This is a genomic window from Dysgonomonas sp. ZJ709 (assembly GCF_011039195.1).
Lineage (GTDB): Bacteria > Bacteroidota > Bacteroidia > Bacteroidales > Dysgonomonadaceae > Dysgonomonas.
The window spans coordinates 37722-56828 of sequence record NZ_JAAKEM010000013.1 but is presented as its reverse complement, the minus strand read 5'-3'; the positions used below and the strand labels follow the sequence as shown (position 1 = coordinate 56828).

Here is a 19107-nt window from a genome sequence, read left to right as displayed (position 1 = left end):
CTAGTATTAAATGAAAAAAGTTAACTTATGAAAATAACTAATCACTCATCTTGCAGACACAGGAATTATCTCAAGCAAGTCTGCTTTATCTTAGTTTTTATTTTCGGATTCACCTTCAACGCTAAAGCGCAGAATCAGAAAATAACCCTGCCTCAACAAAAGATGACTATTTTATCTGCCTTCGAAGAGGTTGAAAAACAAACAAATCTTACAGTAGCATACAATGAGTCCAGCATTGATGTAAAAAAGAGTATTTCGGTTGATGTGAAGAATAAAAGTCTATCCGATGCAATAACCGACATTCTCAAAGGAACCGGAACTACGTACAGAATACAGGGTCAACAGATTCTTATTGTATCCGATAATCAACAAGAGAAAAAGAAAATCACAGGCAAGATTACCGATGAAAATGGAGAACCACTTATCGGGGCCAATGTTGTTGAAAAAGGAACTACAAATGGAACGATGACAGATGTTGATGGAACATTCACTCTCGAAGTAAAAGATAACAATGCACTTCTGCAGGTTTCTTATATCGGATTTAATTCACAAGATATAAGGGTCGGTTCAAACGCAAATCTGGCTATCAAATTACAGGAAGATTCAAGGACTTTAGACGAGATAATCGTCGTTGGATATGGTACCCAAAAGAAAGCAACCCTTACGGGGGCTGTTGTTGCAATCGGCAATGCTGATATCGTAACAACTAAAAATGAAAATATTCAAAATATGTTGACGGGTAAATTGCCGGGGTTGCGTGTTGTACAAAAAAGCAGTGAACCCGGAGCCTTCAATAACACTTTCGACATACGTGGTATGGGTTCTCCTTTAGTTATTATCGATGGAGTACCTCGTGAAAACTTTACACGTATGGATGCTAACGACATTGATAATATCTCCATCCTGAAAGATGCCTCAGCTGCTATTTATGGTGTGCGTGCTGCAAATGGGGTTGTTTTGATAACAACTAAAAAAGGAAAATCAGGATCGATGGATCTTGAATATGCCGGAAACATCGGCTGGCAGAATCCGACCGGATCGCCCAGAAGTGTCACCGCAGCAGATTGGATGGTTTTAAGAAACGAAAAGCTGATGCACAATGTCAATGGAGGAACAAGCGCTTATACTCAGGACGAAATCGAAGCATATCGCAACGGAACAATGATAGGTACAGATTGGTGGGCCGAATGTATGCGCACCGTTGCTCCGCTAACACAACACTCACTAAGTGCAACAGGGGGTAACGAACAAGTGCAGTTTTTTATAAGCGGCGGTTATTTGAATCAAGAGTCGTTTTTAAAGAGTAACAGCTTGGATTATAAACGATATAATGTACGTTCTAACGTTACTGCTCAAATAAATAAACGCTTTAAGATCGATTTGAACATAACCGGAATAATGGATGAGAAAAACCAGCCGTACGAAAACTCAGACTGGATTATTCGTGCATTCCAACGCGCTCCGGCTATACAACCTGTATATGCGAATAACAATCCTGAATATTTAATGTACGGACTTATTGAAGGAGATAACCCTGTAGCGATGATGGATGGCGATGTTGTCGGTTATAAGAAATTAAACAACAAATGGTTTCAGTCATCCGTAACAGCTTCTTACGATCTGCCTTATATTGACGGATTAGTAGCTAAAGCCACATATAGTTTCGATTATCAGATAGCCGACAACCGCCTCTATAAACGTGAGCATAGTCTTTACGAATATGATGACGCAAGTGATAAGTATAACGCTAAAGGGCGTAATAGCCCGAGTACATTTAGACGAGAATATTTTAGCAAGCAAGCCGACTTGTATCAATTATCATTGAATTATGCTCGTACGTTCAATAAATCTCATAACGTAAGTGCACTTGCATTGATTGAAGGCTCTAAAAAAAAGGGTGATAACTTTTTTGCTCAACGCGAACTGGCATTAGGTCTGGATCAGCTATTTGCTGGTAACAGTAAGAATCAACAAGGTAGCATGAGTACCACTTACGATCCCACGGGAACCAAGAATCTATACGAAACGGCCAATCTAGGTATAGTCGGTAGGGTCGGATATGACTTCGAATCGAAATACCTTGCAGAATTCAGCTTCCGTCAAGATGGTTCTTCCGTATTCGCTAGTGACCGTCGTTGGGGATTTTTCCCATCAGCATCTCTAGGTTGGAGAATTTCTGAAGAAAATTTCTGGAAAAATTCACCTCTGGCAATTGTAAACAATCTGAAACTTCGTGGTTCTTACGGTAAAATGGGAGACGACACAGCCTCCATGTATCAATTTGTGAATGGTTACACATATCCTGCTTCAGGAAACGCTAACCAATTACCGGGAGGATATGTCTTCGACGGAGTATTTGTAAATTCGGCAGCCAGTAAGGGTATCACCAATCCTAATATTACATGGTATATAGCTAAAACATTAAATCTGGGTGTAGATGCTGATATATGGAATGGTCTTTTAGGTATTTCGTTCGACTATTTTACCCGCAACAGAACGGGCTTATTGGTAAAAAGAGATCTTAGCTTACCGAGTGTAGTAGGAGCAGAATTACCATTAGAGAACTTAAATGGTGATTTCACACAAGGTATAGAATTAGAGTTGAGCCATAAAAACAAAATTGGCGATTTTAATTATCAAACAAGAGGTATTTTTTCATTTACCCGCATCAAAAGAACCCATGATGAACGCGCAAAAGCCGGAAACTCTTACGAAAACTGGAGAAATAATAACAATGAACGCTATGTAAATATACATTGGGGATATGACGAAGGCGGACGTTTCAACTCTTACCAACAAATAGCTAATAGTGATGTGTATTATGGAAGAGGGACATTACCTGGCGACTATATCTATCTGGATTGGAATGGCGATGGAAGAATAAACGATCTTGATGTTCAGCCAATAGCTTACGAAGACAGTAAAACTCCATTTATCAACTTTAGTTTCATTATGGATGCCTCATGGAGACGGTTCGATTTCAACATGCTATGGCAAGGCTCGGCTATGACCAGCGTTAAATATATAGAGCAACTGCGCGAACCGATGTGGGGTAACGACAATTCGAATGCATTAGAATTCTTTATGGACAGATGGCATCCTACTGACCCCAAAGCAGATCCGTACGATCACACAACGACATGGGTATCGGGGAAATATGCATATACAGGTAGCAATCCTGATGAGAACTCGAAGTTCAACATGCATAATGCCAGCTATATACGCTTAAAAAGTTTAGAGTTAGGCTATACACTTCCTACAAACCTTACGATGAAAGCCGGAATTAAAAATGCACGGGTATATGTAAACGGTTATAATATAGTAACTCTCAAAAGTGTAGAATTAGATCCCGAGCATCCTAACGATAGTTATGGTAACTTATATCCACTTAACAGAACGTTTTCGGTTGGTGTAAATGTTAAATTTTAAATAAATCTAAGATTATGAAAATATCAAAATTTATTTTATTGCTTGCATTAATATGTGGTGCTCCGGCCTGTACAGACCTGGATATTCCACCTATGAATGTTGTACAAGATAAAGATATCTTTGCGAACGAAAATGGTATCAAAAGCTACCTTGCCCGTGTGTATGGACAAATGCCGATTGAAGACTTTCGCTATTGCCCCGAACGAAGATTCAATCACTTTTGGATAATAAATCCGTTCCCCGCAATAACAGGCGAGGCCTTAAGTCGTGACCAGACATCAGCCCGTTCCGAAGAGGGCTATTGGGGCGACGCTTACAAGCTGATACGAGATATCAATTATTTTATCGAAACCTTACCTACATACGCATCCAATTTCTCGGAAGACCAAGTTAATACATGGATCGGTGAAGCTTATTTTGTAAGGGGAGCTACTTATTTTGCCCTAGCAAAACGTTATGGCGGAGTGCCTCTTGTCGACAATATATTGAAGTATCCGGAGCAAAGTATCGAAGAACTTCAGGTTCCTCGTTCTTCAGAAGAAGCAACATACAACAAGATTGCGGAAGATTTCGATAAGGCATATTCAATTCTACCTGAAACAAATCAGGTTGGTCGCGCTAACAAATATGCAGCAGCAGGTTTTAAATCGAGAGCAATGCTTTTTGCGGGCTCTATTGCAAAGTATAATCAGGTTAGCTTGTTCGATAAAAGTAACAACCGTCTATGCGGCATATCGGCCGATAAAGCAGCCGACTATTTCAAATTAAGTTACGATGCAGCTAAATTAGTAGAAGGACATTATTCTTTGTACAAGGATAGCTGGAAAGCTGACGACAAAGAAGCTCAATATCAAAATTATACAGAATTATTTTTCTCTGCTAAAAGTCAGGAGAATATTTTTGTCAGACAATATGTTTATCCTGAATCGGTACATGGTTATGATGTTTACAATATTCCTTATCAATATATGGTAGGCGGATATTCATCGGAAGTGAATCCGACACTCGAGTTTGTTGAAATGTTTGATGGTCTGCCTAAAAAAGCAGATGGTAAGATCGATGTATATGATACAAATGGCAAATATAAGATGTACGACAAACAAATGGATTTCTTTGCCAATGCTGAACCACGCCTAAGAGCAACTGTTATCTTCCCAGGCGATGTGTTCAAAGATCAGACTGTTGAAATCTGGCGCGGAATATATATAGGTGAAGTAAATGGTGGAATATCTCCTTTGCTTTCTCCCGGAACGAAAGATCGCTATGAAAACACATCGAGCAAGAGTCTGCTCGTTACATCTGCAACTCCCGAAACACAAGTTGTAAGAACATTGCCGAACGGCAAACAAATGAATGCAGCAGGAAGAAGCGGATGCTTTTATAGTCACACAGTGCAAGCACTTTCCGGCTTCTCGATCCGTAAATGGATGAATCCGTCTATGCCTGCTGCACAGGTGGTAGAAAACAGATCGGATCAGACATGGATAGAATTACGTTATGCCGAAATATTACTAAACCGTGCAGAAGCTGCTTACGAATTATATCTGGCAGGGAAAGGTGACGCAGATTATCAAGGTGATGCTTATAAATGTATCAATGACATAAGAGAAAGAGCCGGAGCCGATATGCTGACAAGTAAAACTGCATTGAATTCTATTGATATCGTGCGCAAAGAAAGAAGAAAAGAACTCGGATTTGAAAATAAAATCTGGTGGGATTTGAAACGCTGGAGATTGCTAGACAAGGAACAAAACGCAACTACCTATCGAATTTTGATGTCATTTTATGCAGAAAATAATGGAAAATGGTTCTTTGACGATCGTTACGATGAATTGAATAGTGTGTATAACTGGGATTCCAGATGGTATTATCAAAAAATATCGGATGGTGAAATTACGAAGAGTCCTAATATAGTACAGAATTCTGGCTATTAAGTAAAGTGAAATATTTATGGCTGCATTTTACAATCAAGACATGTTTTGTATAGGCAGTTTAACAGATAAAAAGCACAATAAAATGAAAAAAATACTATATTATTTATCTTGTTGCATCCTGCTGTTCGCCGGTTACTCGTGTAGTACTGATATCGATAATTATGACGAACCGCAAGAAACATTGAAAGGGGAGGTTATCGACAAGAATACGATGAAACCAATGCAAACAGAAGTTAGTGACGCAGGTATTAGGCTAAAACTAATGGAATATAGTTGGAGTGATAACCCTACGCCTTACTATTTCTATTGTAAACAAGACGGAACCTTCAATAATACGAAAATTTTCAAAGGAACTTACAATGTTGTTCCACAAGGGGCTTTCGTGCCACTGGTGCAAAAAGATGATGAGGGTAATACGATACTGGACGAAAGTCGCACGTTAGAAATCAAAGGATCTGTCGATCTGAAATTTGAAGTAGAGCCATTCCTGAATATCGAATGGATTGGTGAACCGGTTGTTAACTCGAATGGCAGTATTACCATTCAGGTCAAAGTAACCAGAGGAACTACAAATACAAAATATCAGCAGAATGTATCGGACATTGTTCTTTTCATCAATTCATCGAGCCCTTATGTTGGCGACAACAACTACGACAACCGCTATATAACAAAATTAAGCGGCGACGATGCTAATAGTGCTCTTGGAAAAACAATAACACTTACAACTACCGGCGAGTTTTCTAAAGCGAGGACTTATTATGTAAGAGTAGGTGCCCGTATCGATTATAATGTAGAAGGATCGAAACGTTATAACTATAACGAACCCAAGACTGTACCGATCCCTTAAATGTGAGTTTTAGTTAAAATAAAAAGGCTCCTTAACACTGGAGGAGCCTTTTTTATTATCTTGGCGTTCGATACGCTTAAACCTTAAAATCTTATTATAATGAAGAAAATAGCCAATTGCATTATTGCATGCTTACTTCTTGGGCTGGTTATCCTACCGGGATGTAACAACCAAAAGCCCGAAGCCAAAGTCGATGTTACCAATCTGGAAAAGACAGCCTTTCAAACAGCAGGTCCGTGGAAACCCGTAACCGATGTCAGAGCCGATGTCGCCATTGTGTATGGTGCAGGAGACAGAAAAGATATGACCTTTGAGCAGCGTGTACAATCCTGGCGCGACAGAGGTTATACTACACACTTCATGACAGGTATAGCCTGGGGCGAATATCAAGACTATTTTACCGGAAAATGGGATGGTAAAATGCATCTCGATGAAGGACAGGTGGAACAAGATGGTGATACCATCTGGCATGGACATATGGTTCCATACATTGTCCCTACCGAAAATTTCTTGAAATATATGAAAGAAAAACACGTAAAACGTGTAATAGATGCCGGTATCGATGCTATATATATGGAAGAGCCCGAGTTTTGGGCAAGGGCAGGATATAGCGAAGCATTTAAAAGAGAATGGAAGAAATTTTATGGATTCGATTGGAGACCTCAGCATGAATCTCCTGAAAATACATATCTCGCAAATAAATTAAAATATCACTTGTATTACAATGCTTTGAATGAAGTATTTACTTACGCTAAAGAGTATGGAAAAAGCAAAGGAATGGATGTTCGCTGCTATATCCCGACTCACTCATTAGTAAACTACTCTCAGTGGCAGATAGTTAGTCCCGAAGCCAGCTTAGCATCCCTACCTTGTGTAGATGGATATATTGCTCAAGTGTGGACAGGTACTTCACGTGAACCGACCTATTTCAACGGAAAAGCAAAAGAACGTGTATTTGAAACAGCATTTCTCGAATACGGTTCGATGGAATCTATGACAGCCCCTACGGGACGCAAAATATTCTTTTTGACCGATCCTATTGAAGATTGGCCTCGCGATTGGGTAGACTATAAAAAGAATTATCAGGCGACATTTACAGCCCAACTATTATATCCTCAGATTGCCGATTATGAAGTGATGCCTTGGCCCGATCGTATCTATGAAGGTCTGTATAGGGTGAGTGCAAACAGCGAAGAAAAAGCAAATATACCTCGCCACTATTCTACTCAAATGCAGGTGATGATTAATACACTGAATCACATGCCATTATCTGACAACAAAGTAAGCGGTTCGGAAGGTATTAGTGTCTTAATGGGCAATTCTCTTATGTTTCAACGATTCCCTACTCATAAAGGATATGAAGACCCTCAACTGTCGAATTTTTATGGTCAGGCATTGCCTTTCCTCAAACGAGGTATTCCAGTGAAGATTGTACATGTAGAGAATGTATCCTATATCGAAACATTGAAAGATACGAAAGTCTTATTAATGACATACTCTAATATGAAACCTCTTTCGCCCGATGCGCATGATTATTTGGCCGACTGGGTTAAAGGAGGTGGTGTACTTGTTTATAGTGGGCGCGACAATGATCCATTCCAGACAGTACAGGAATGGTGGAATACGGAGGATAAGAAATACGCTGTTGCATCCGATCACCTGTTTGAAAAAATGGGCATAAGCAATTCTCCTAAAGAAGGTGAATATACCTATGGAAAAGGAACGGTATATATATTACGCCAAGACCCTAAAGAATTTGTATTATCACCGAATAAAGACGCAGCACTGGTCGATGTTGTAAAACGTATGTATGAGCAAAAAGCCAAAGCCGGCACATTGGAGTTCAAAAATAATCTTTATCTCGAAAGAGGGCCTTACGACCTGATTGCGGTAATGGACGAAAGTGTGAGCAACAATCCATATACTGCAAAAGGTATGTTTATAGACTTGTTCGATCCTCAATTGCCTATATTGACCGAAAAGATAATACTACCCGGCGAGCAGGCATACCTTTTCAATATCAATCGTGTACCCGATAAGAGCAAGCCGCAGGTATTAGCCGCTGCAAGCCGTGTGTATGAAGAAAAAGTCGGGAAGAAAGATTACTCTTTTGTTTCCAAAAGTCCACTGAATACAACTAATGTTATGCGTATATTATTACCTTCTGCTCCATCGGCTTGTACAATGACCGACAAGCAGGGAACGGAGCTTAAGGATACCAAATGGACTTGGGACGAAAAAAGTAAAACATGCTTACTTACATTCGAAAACGACCCTGATGGTACAAATATTTCACTTAAATGGTAATCGGTGATGAACAATATATTAAAAAATACAAGTAAACTGCTGCTGGTCTTATTGATTGGCAGCAGCCAACTGCAAGCCGTTGAAAAGGATTTTGCAAACTATGTAAATACCCTGCAAGGAACAAATTCTAAGTTTGAACTGACCAGAGGAAACACATACCCGACAACAGCTATGCCATGGGGTATGAATTTCTGGACACCACAAACAGGAGTGAATCGTGACGGATGGATTTATCAGCACTTCAAAGACTCGATCAGAGGATTCAGACAAACACATCAGTGTAGCTCGTGGACAAACGACTATGCTGCATTCTCGCTGATGCCTGTATCGGGTAAACTGGTAGTCGATCAATTTAGTCGTGCACTGCGTTTCAGTCATGATAATGAAGTTGCAAAACCCCATTATTACAAAGTTACTTTCGACAATCAGATAACGACCGAAATGTCGCCGACTGAACGCGGTGTTTATTTCCGTTTCGCATTTCCACAGGGAAAAAATTCGTATGTTGTAGTAGATGGAAATAGCGGTGGTAGCATGGTACGCATCTATCCTGACGAGCAAAAAATAGTTGGTTACTGTAAGAATGCAAATCATTCGGCACCCAGAAATTTTGCGAATTACTTCGTGATAAAGTTCAATCAACCTTTTACATCTTGCGGTACTTGGGACGGAAAGTCAGGCAGTATTTCTAAAAATAGTAAAGACTACTTTGGAGAATATGCAGGAGCCTATATTCAGTTCAAAGAAGGAACAACCGTCGAAGCTAAAGTTGTTTCATCGTTTATCAGTCTTGAGCAAGCAGAACTCAATTTTCAAAAAGAACTTGCCGGACTTGAAAGCCTCGAAGAGGCAAAACAATTAGCTCAAAGTGCATGGAATAAGCAATTAGGTAAAGTAGAGGTAGAGGGTGGAACTGAAGAAGAGAAAGCAACATTCTATTCTTGTTTTTTCCGCTCGATGTTATTTCCCCGTCAGTTTTTTGAATATGATACGAATGATAAACCGATTTATTACAGTCCTTATGATGGCAAGCTTCATAACGGATATATGTACACCGACAACGGATTCTGGGATACATTCCGTGCTCAGTTTCCATTGAATATATTACTACATCCCGAGATGCATGAGCGATATGTTCAGTCACTTTTGGATGCTTACGATCAGAGTGGGTGGTTACCTTCGTGGTCATTCCCCGGTCATAGTTGCGGAATGGTAGGAAATCATGCAGCTTCGCTTATTGCCGATGCTTATGCAAAAGGTATGCGTAATTTCGATACGACGAAAGCATTAGAAGCAATGTATCACGAGGCTACTAACAAGGGTCCTCATGGCCCATCAAATGGTCGTGATGGGTGGAAAGAATATTTCACGATGGGATATATTCCTTCTCCGGATTATCACGAAGCGGTAGCAAAAACACTCGAATTCTGTTACGATGATTTCTGCGCTATGCAGGTAGCTAAAATATCGGGAAATGATTTCTATGAGAATATCTTCAAACGTCAGATATACAATTATAAAAATGTATATAATCCTGCTACCCGTTTTATGCAAGGACGTCAAAAAGATGGCAAATGGGTAGGCAATTTCGATCCTACTGAATGGGGTGGTCCATACACAGAAGGCTCTGCATGGCATTATCATTGGTCAGTATTCCACGATGTACAGGGATTGATCGATCTAATGAATGGCGATAAGAACTTTGTCGCCAAACTCGATTCTGTATTCTCCGTACCCAACACATTTAAAGTGGGAACATACGGGCGAGTAATTCACGAGATGGCTGAAATGGAAATGATAAACATGGGGCAATATGCTCATGGAAATCAACCTATTCAGCATATGATCTATCTGTATAATTATGCAGGTGAACCTTGGAAAACCCAATATTGGGCTCGCGAAGTAATGAGCAAACTTTATGCTTCGGGACCTAACGGATATCCCGGTGACGAAGATCAGGGACAAACATCATCGTGGTACGCTATAAGTGCCATGGGACTATATTCGGTATGCCCGGGAACAGATCAATATGTGATAGGATCTCCTGTTTTCCCTAAAATGACGATCCATCTTGAGAATGGTAAAACATTGGTGATAGATGCCAAGGGAAACACATTAGATAACAGATATATTCAATCTGCCAGCCTGAATGAGAAACCGTTTACCCGCACGTGGCTAACTTATGACGAGCTAACTAATGGAGGCACAATACAGTATAAAATGGGAAATAAACCAAATAAATCGTGGGGTGTTTTGCCAAAAGACAGGCCGTATTCTGCATCTGTAGACTTAAAATAGCAGTAGTGTTTATATGATAATAGATACTTTTTCTCCTCCGAAGACATAAGTTATTCGGAAAATAAGGGCATTCAAAAAATGAGTGCCCTTATTCTATTTAACATGTGTTCGACAGAAATATCAATTATTTATGAACCTTCTCATAAAATATTTTCAATTGATTAGTACCTAGTCTTTTTGTAAGCCAATTATCAATCCTTTCCCTATCTTTTATACTTAATTCTCTTTCCGTCGAAAAAGTAATCATGTTCACTTTATCGGGTGTCGATACTGTATCATTTGCATACAGCAATGCCTCGGAGTACGAACATCCTTCTATTTGAGGGAAAAGAGGTTTTATCTCTACCAGCAACTGCCTCCCTATAGTGAGCTTCTTCTTGATACTATCTTCCTTCAGTTGCTGATTTTTCAGGGTGATAGATAAACGATTTATTTCTTGTTTCAAAACATTCTCTTCCAATTGTGACTTGTCTTTATCAGTACGATCGATTCCAAATGAAAGGCCTTGTTTAATATTAATAGTTGCTTTATCTAAAGAGAAGTCTTTTGCTCTGGCAATAATCATTTCCTTATCCTCTTCAACAAGCGATGTACCTCCATAAATAAGGGTGATTTCTTTTTTAGTTGGATTTATCTTATTTCTTAATAAATAGTTTCCCTTATATATACTGATACTTTCAGCATATTTCGTCGCATTTATATTAAATTTTTCGTCCTGAACGAGCTTATAGCCAAGATAAATACTTGGTAAGATAGTTATTGCCAACACAACCGATATTAGCTGATTAATTCTTTTTTTCCGCCCATCAGTAATATTAGAGCGTATAGGAAATTTTAGAAACTGAGATACTGCAACAGAGGATATAGCTATACAAACAGTATTAATCGTAAATAGGTAAAATGCACCATAAAAAAATGTAAATTGTGCTGTTGCCAATCCATATCCCGCAGTACACAAAGGAGGCATCAATGCCGTTGCAATAGCAACACCGGGAATAACATTACCTTTTTGCTTACTGCTGATAGCTATTATCCCTGCCAATCCACCAAATAAGGCAATCAATACATCGTAAATCGTAGGTGTAGTTCTCGCCAATAGTTCCGACTGAGCCGTAGACATAGGTGTTATGGCAAAATAAATGGTCGATGCAGTTAAACTTGCCAAAATAGCAAAAAAGAAATTCTTTATCGATTGTTTGAATAAACTAAAATCATAAATAGCAATGCTATACCCCATTCCGTTTATCGGACCCATTAAGGGAGATATAAGCATCGCGCCAATTATTACCGCAGTAGAATTAACATTAAGACCAACTGAGGCTATAATAATTGCGAATACAAGTATCCAAAGATTAGTCCCTTTAAAAACAATACCACTCTTTATCGATTCATGAATTACGTCATAATCTTCGATTTCGCCTTGCAAACTAACGTAGCTTAACAGTTTTCTTATCATATTGATAATCTTTTAGAGCATTTATCCTCAGTCCGGTAATGATCAACCTTACTGGTTTCATTTTGAAATAACAAGATATGAATATAAAGAGTTTTTATTTAAGAGAAACCTCATTTCATGAAAATAATTGTAGAAAATGATATGACAACTAAACCACATTTACTGATATTTTAATTCCAGTAAATGTGGTTCAATTAATATAATTATAACTAAAACTCTTATTTAGATATCTTCACTACATATCCTCCTCCTGAGGCCAATTTGACATCAAGCTTTTTGTTTGCAGGAAGATCGATCACTTCATGCTTATAATCTCTGGCTGCACGATTAGCATTTACTCCATCTTTAAATATTTCTGCTTTGTAGCCGCTTCCATCTAAGAAAGAAAGATCGAGAGTCAATGTCCTGTCATCCCAATTATTCAATACTCCGATGTACCAAACATCACCTTTTTGACGAGCAATAGAAACATATTTTCCTATCTCACTATCCAAAGCAACTGTATTATCCCAAACTGTTGGAACAGCAGCAATAAATTCTGTACATTCTTTTTCTCTCATATAGTTAGAGGGGTTATCGCACAACATATTCAACGGCGACTCGAATATAATATATTCGGCTAACTGATGACAGCGTGTACCTTGGCTCATAGCTTCGCTATTAACAGGGCGAAAATTTCCTCTTGACGCATTGCGCATAGCACCTTGTGTATAATCGATAGGACCCGCAAGCATTCTGATAAACGGCATTGTAACATCGTAAGTCACCTGATCGAGCGTATCGGAAGCCCACTTCAATTGCTCTAAACCATTTACACCTTCGTAATTAATTACATTCGGATAAGTGCGGTGAAGTCCTGTCGGCTTATATGTTCCATGAAAATCGAGCATTATATGATACTTCGCTGCAATCTCGGCACTTTTGCGGTGGAAATCGACCATCGGTTGATCGTCTCTATCCATAAAGTCTACCTTAAAGCCTTTTATTCCCATTTCGGAATAATGCTTGCAGATACCTTCTATATCTTTATCGAAAGCAAGGTAACCGGCCCAAAGGATGAGTTTCACGTTGCGCAGATCGGCATATGCAACAAGTTCTTTCAAATCTATTTCGGGTATTACTTTAAATAGGTCGGCCTCAAGATTTACCGCCCAGCCCTCGTCGAGTATCACATATTCAATATTATATTTAGAAGCAAAATCTATATAATACTTATAAGTTTCATTATTTATTCCGGCTTTGAAGTCAACATCAAACAGATTCCAGTCGTTCCACCAGTCCCAAGCTACTTTACCAGGTTTTATCCACGATATGTCAGCTACCTGAGATGGCGTAGCCAATCTGTAAACCATATCATTGTTTAATAAGTCGGAATCTTTTTCGGATACAGTAATTACACGCCACGGAAACGATGTATTTGCGTCACATTTTGCAATATAAGGTTCGCTTAATTTTACCAATCCTTGCAGCATATTATGGCCACCCTGCTCTATATTTTTGGGATAGGGAGCAAACACTCCATTCAAACCATTCGATGCATTATCTTTGATCAGGTACATACCCGGATAACTCATGAGATCGGCTTCGGTGATACATACTTTTTTTCCATTAGGAGCATCTATAAGTATCGGCAAAAACGCCAATCGATCAGGTTCCCATTGGGAAAGCTTTTTAACTGCATATATATTTTCGAACGAGTTGAAAAATTGTTGTTCGATAGTACCTCTATCTCTCACATAAGGGATGTAAGCCATTTTATCATCTGCAAAATTAAAATTCGCATCTTCTTTCTCTACTACAAATGGAGCCTTTTCTGTTGCAATAAAACGATAGGCAACCCCCTCGTTGTAGGCACGGAATATGAGTTTAAAGTTGTCTTTAAAAACCAGAGTCACTTCATTATAGTTGTCTGTTACCTGACTTTTCTTATACAAAGGAGAAGGTATCACTCCTTTATTGGAATTATTATTGACTTTTGACAATTTAGATTTAATACCAAAGCTTTTGCCGCCAACCAAAGTCATCGAGATAGCAGACGGTTCGATAATCTTATCCCCATTGTGTGTAATGGAGTATTTGATTGCATCACCAACTTCAATATTTGTTTTCAACTTGCCGTCAGGAGAAGATAACGAAACATTCTTCTGGGCATTGACTGTCATTCCCAAAAGTAGAAATGCTGAAAAAATAACTGTTTTAAACTTCATCATGTTCAATTATTATTTTTGTATATCATTATTCATCAAAATATTGGGCTTTGCTACAAATTCTCTGAAATCATTTGCCGCAGGGTGTCCTTCGAATGGAACATAGAAATGATTCGGCTTATCTTTTTCCCAAGCATTACGCCAGAATAGTATCCACGATATTCTATATTTACTGATTATCGGATACACTACCTGTGTAAAATAAGTAGAATCAGGAATACTTTCCATCCCTGTTTCCCCGATGGTCGCAATCTTATCGGCTTTCGCTGCGTAAGTAGTTACCGTATTCAGATTACGCTCCAAGGCTTCTTTATAGTATTGAATATCTTTAGCAGTTTTTCCCGGTACATAACTATCGAATGCCACGATATCGACATAGTCGTCACCCGGATAGCGCTCCAGATATTCAACCTCATCTTTTGTCTCGGATGGAGAATAAGAGTATAACAAGTTATGCACATTTTTTTTATCTCGCAAATGGGTTACCGTCATCACCCATAGTTGTTTATATTCATCGGGAGTACATTGTTTACTACCCCACCAGAACCAAGCTCCTGTATGTTCATGATATATACGGAAAACAACAGGAATTTGTGTCCCATCACTTGCTTTCAGATCAAGGAAGAAATCTCCTACCCGATCTAACCATGTCATATATTTAGCATGATTCGATCCTCCGGGAAGAATAGATTTCACAACCGAATCTTGTGCACAATCCCATGCTGTATTACCTGTTACAATATTATCACCATGCCAACTCACGGTTGTAATACCACCTCTGTCATGTGTTTCTTTTATATACCGCTTCATATCTGAGAAATAGATAGAATCGAGGTTAAACGCTGCTCCTATTTCTACATGTCCTAATTCCCAACCTATAACGGCAGGATAATCTCCTGTCACATCCTTTACATCCGAACGGCCATTCTCTTTGTACCAGGAATGCCCGTAAGCCAATGCATCCTGGTGTGCTACCATAATACCCTTATCTAAGCGTTCGAAAAGGGTATTGTAAAGTTTTACTGTTTCTGCTGTTGCCTCTTTATCTATTGGTAACTTCTGAGGATTTGCCTCTTCGGACTTCGGCTTACATGAAAGCAGGCTCGTGAGTACGACACACATCAATACTATGTTTTTTTTCATTTGGATTTATTTTAGGTTATTATTTACATTTATACATATTTGGAAGTTTTGATTGGAATAAGATATTCGGTTCTTCATAGAATTTTCTGAAATCGTCTTCCGCAGGATGCCCTATTGTCGGTGCATAATAATGAGTCGGCGAATCGCTTGCATTACGCCATACCAATGCATAGGCTACTTTTACTCGTTGCAAAATAGGTAAGAGTGTTTGCGTAAACCATGTAGCATCGGGTATACCTTCCAATCCTGTTTCGGTAAGCGCCGCTATTTTATTCCTTTTGATTGCTACATCCGATACTATTTGCAATTTTACCTCTGCCAACGCCGGATTATTCGCTCCATCGGGTCTGAAATCCCAATAGTTATCCATACCTACGATATCAACATAATCGTCGCCGGGATAATAATCCAAAAATTCGGCTTCCGTGGAAAACTTGCAGTCGGGAGAGAAAGCATATAGAAAATTGTGAACTTTTAGGTCGCCCTTCAGATAATCAACGGTAAATTTCCATAAAGAAACAAATTCATCTTTGGTACAATGATTTTTTCCCCACCAGAACCAATCACCGTCAAATTCGTGATATGGACGGAAAATAACAGGGATAAGCTCTCCGTTATCTCCTCTGAATTTTGACGATATATCTGCTATGGCTTTCAGGTACTCTTTATATTTATCATGATATTTTCCTCCGGGTAATATATCGGACACAACTTTTATAGGATCTTTCTCCCAATAGAAGCTGCCGTTATTTGCTGGATTCCTTGCATGCCATGCAAAAGTAATAATGCCTCCCTTACGATAAAAATCTTTTACTGCTGTGACTAACTTATTCTCTATTGCAGGATAATTAGGCGATGTGGTATTTGTTACAGCTTCGAAATCCAAACCTAAAAGTGCAGGATGATCACCAACTACATCTTTTATATCACTTCTGTCTTTATCGCCTACCCACGTACGACCATAGAGCGTAGCATCCTGATGACCAAAGGCAACTTTACCTTCAGTTTGTAGTTTCTTCAGATTACAAAACAATGCGTATGTTTCTGCTGTGGCTTGTTTGTCAACCAATACAATACCAGAAGCCTTGATCGATAAGATAGGTAAACAAAACAATAGTATAAAAAGGCAAACGTTTTTCATGGCGAATTATAATATGTTTATAAAACCGTAAATAAAACTTTCTCTTTTATATCGTTTGAAGACGATCCTACTTGCAATTCAAAATCGCCGGGTTCAACAACACGTTTATTTTCCATATTGATAAATGACAGGTCTTTTAACTTGATTTTGAAAGTTACCGTTTTAGTCTCTCCCGCTTTCAGCGATATTTTTTCGAATCGGCGTAATCTTTTGGTATCTGGGATTAATGAAGCAAAAAGATCACTCGAATAAAGCTGTACAACTTCTTTACCTTCTCTTTTTCCTGTATTTGTAATATCAATGGATAGGGTGATATCTTCCTGTGAATCTTTAGCCAATTGTTTCTTATCTATTTTCAGATTCGAATAAGAGAATGTTGTATAGCCAAGGCCATATCCAAAATGAAATTCGGGATTAAAGTCTCCTTCATAATTGTATACGCCTTCACTTTTCTTTTGCTCTTCGGAATGTTTATGGAAATAAGGAACTAGTGAGTTAGGAAATGCCGGATAAGTATAAGGCAGTTTTCCCGACGGGTTAACATTACCTATCAATATATCTGCCAGAGCATCTGCGCCATATAATCCGGGCAGGTATGTTTGAACAATAGCGTCTACTTTCGACGAAATTTTAGATATAACACGTGGACGACCTTCGCTTAACACAAGAATTACTTTTTTGCCGGTTTTAAGCATCTCTTTTGCCAGTTCGGTCTGCAAGTCATTGAGATAAAGATCATCCAAATCACCCGGTTTTTCGCAATATGAGTTTTCGCCTAAACATAATACTACATAATCTACGTCTTTTGCAGCAGCTATCGCTTCGTCAAATTGATTCTTGTATTCGGTGGCATATTCCACCGCATCTGTATAGCTTACACCGGGAATATATGCAACATTTTCTTTTCCGAATTTCAATTTCATCGCATCCAGAATATTATTATATTCGCTTGCAAATTCATCTATTTTCTCCCCTTGCCACGAGAATGTCCATCCACCGTTTAATGATCGTTTGCTTACAGCATTAGGACCTGTCACCAATATTTTAGCACCCTTCTTTAAAGGTAGGATATTATTATCATTCTTCAACAGCGTAATTGCATCTGCGGCAGCATCGTACGATGCTTTACGAAATGCCTGTGAACCGAATTCAGGATAATCTTTCGAGTATGTATTCGGCGTATTAAATAAATCCAGTTTCAATTTAAGAACAACAATACGTGTAGCGGCATCATCTATACGTGACATCGGAACTTCTCCTTCATTGACCAGTTCGGTCAATACGGTACAAAATTCTTTATAGTCGTAAGGAACCATCGACATATCTATACCTGCATTAATAGCAAGTTTTACCGATTCTTTGATGCTGGTAGCCAATCTGTCGCGGGTATAAAGCTTATTGATATCTTCCCAGTCAGTTACAATCATTCCTTTAAAGCCCATTTCGTCTCTGAGCAATGTTGTCAACAAATCGTAACTGGCATGAACAGGCTCGTTATTAATAATACCCGAGTTTATCATTACAGTATGCACTCCTGCATCAATAGCTGCTTGAAAAGCAGGCACATGATATTCTAACAGCACCGATTTAGGGATGTATGCCGGTGTACGATCTTTTCCACTTATCGGAGCAGAGTAACCTATAAAATGCTTCATGCAAGCGGCTAATTTGGTAGGATTAGCAATGTTGTTATCATCGCCCTCATACCCTTTTATCAGCTCATATCCGAATACCGAACCTATATAAGGATCTTCTCCAAATCCTTCATATTGACGTGGAAAACGCGGGTCTATACCTAAATCCAATACAGGAGAGAAATTCCATGGAACATTGCTTGCGCGAGTTTCATAAGCCGTTACTTCCCCCATTTTACGGGCATGGGCAGGATTCCACGAAGCGGCCAAAGTTATCTCCTGAGGAAACATTGTCGAACCCGCGGTATATGTTGCCCCGTGTATCTGATCCAATCCATAAATGATAGGAACTTTAACACGAGTTTCCTTCATTGCTACATCTTGTATTTGAGCAATTATTTCAGTCCACCACTGAGGTGTACGTGCTCGTGTGTTGGGTGAATTTAAAATGGAACCCACATGATAATTGAGAACTGCATCACGCAATTTATCCATGTCTAATTGTAATGTACTTGTCGGGGGTGTATCTGCCCCTTTACATACTGCATCGATACTTACCTGTGTCATTTGCCCGATTTTTTCGGCCAATGTCATTTGCGAAACTATTTGTGCGGCTTGTTTGTCTATATCTTTATTGTTTTGAGCTTGTGCGCCCGATACTATGCCTAGGGTTGTTGCCATTATTATCAACGTTTTTTTCATGGTTATTTT

10 protein-coding genes are annotated in these 19107 nt (G+C 39.0%); 5 read left to right on the top strand and 5 right to left on the bottom strand.

Going from position 1 to position 19107, the window contains the following annotated elements; genetic code table 11:
* The first annotated feature begins 27 nt into the window (after positions 1-27).
* From G7Y56_RS10360 to G7Y56_RS10340, 5 genes are all read left to right on the top strand, one after another.
* Positions 28-3429 (top strand): TonB-dependent receptor, encoded by a 3402-nt coding sequence (locus tag G7Y56_RS10360; RefSeq protein WP_165021031.1) that lies wholly within the window; start codon positions 28-30, stop codon positions 3427-3429.
* A gap of 14 nt (positions 3430-3443) precedes the next feature.
* On the top strand, positions 3444-5363 hold the full coding sequence (locus G7Y56_RS10355; protein ID WP_165043256.1) for a RagB/SusD family nutrient uptake outer membrane protein: 1920 nt from the start codon (positions 3444-3446) through the stop codon (positions 5361-5363).
* A gap of 82 nt (positions 5364-5445) precedes the next feature.
* A complete protein-coding gene (locus G7Y56_RS10350) occupies positions 5446-6210 on the top strand; it encodes a DUF3823 domain-containing protein (RefSeq protein WP_165043254.1) in 765 nt (254 codons plus the stop codon).
* Positions 6211-6309: 99 nt separating this feature from the next.
* A complete protein-coding gene (locus G7Y56_RS10345) occupies positions 6310-8517 on the top strand; it encodes a hypothetical protein (RefSeq protein ID WP_165043252.1) in 2208 nt (735 codons plus the stop codon).
* A gap of 6 nt (positions 8518-8523) precedes the next feature.
* Positions 8524-10815, top strand: coding sequence for a GH92 family glycosyl hydrolase (locus G7Y56_RS10340; protein WP_165043250.1), 2292 nt, complete (start codon positions 8524-8526; stop codon positions 10813-10815).
* Between the two features lie 124 nt (positions 10816-10939).
* Here the strand turns inward: G7Y56_RS10340 and G7Y56_RS10335 are convergent, their stop codons facing one another.
* The 5 genes from G7Y56_RS10335 to G7Y56_RS10315 form a co-directional block, all read right to left on the bottom strand.
* Positions 10940-12271, bottom strand: coding sequence for a TIGR00341 family protein (locus G7Y56_RS10335; RefSeq protein WP_185153994.1), 1332 nt, complete (start codon positions 12269-12271; stop codon positions 10940-10942).
* Between the two features lie 218 nt (positions 12272-12489).
* On the bottom strand, positions 12490-14481 hold the full coding sequence (locus G7Y56_RS10330) for a glycoside hydrolase family 97 protein (RefSeq protein WP_370457683.1): 1992 nt from the start codon (positions 14479-14481) through the stop codon (positions 12490-12492).
* Positions 14482-14490: 9 nt separating this feature from the next.
* Complete coding sequence (locus tag G7Y56_RS10325; RefSeq protein WP_165043249.1) at positions 14491-15621, bottom strand: glycoside hydrolase family 26 protein; 1131 nt, start codon at positions 15619-15621, stop codon at positions 14491-14493.
* Between the two features lie 19 nt (positions 15622-15640).
* Positions 15641-16762 carry a glycoside hydrolase family 26 protein gene (locus G7Y56_RS10320; RefSeq protein ID WP_165043247.1) on the bottom strand — a complete coding sequence of 374 codons (1122 nt, stop codon included), beginning with the start codon at positions 16760-16762 and terminating at the stop codon, positions 15641-15643.
* Positions 16763-16779: 17 nt separating this feature from the next.
* Positions 16780-19077, bottom strand: coding sequence for a glycoside hydrolase family 3 N-terminal domain-containing protein (locus G7Y56_RS10315; protein WP_255498724.1), 2298 nt, complete (start codon positions 19075-19077; stop codon positions 16780-16782).
* Between the last annotated feature and the right edge of the window lie 30 nt (positions 19078-19107).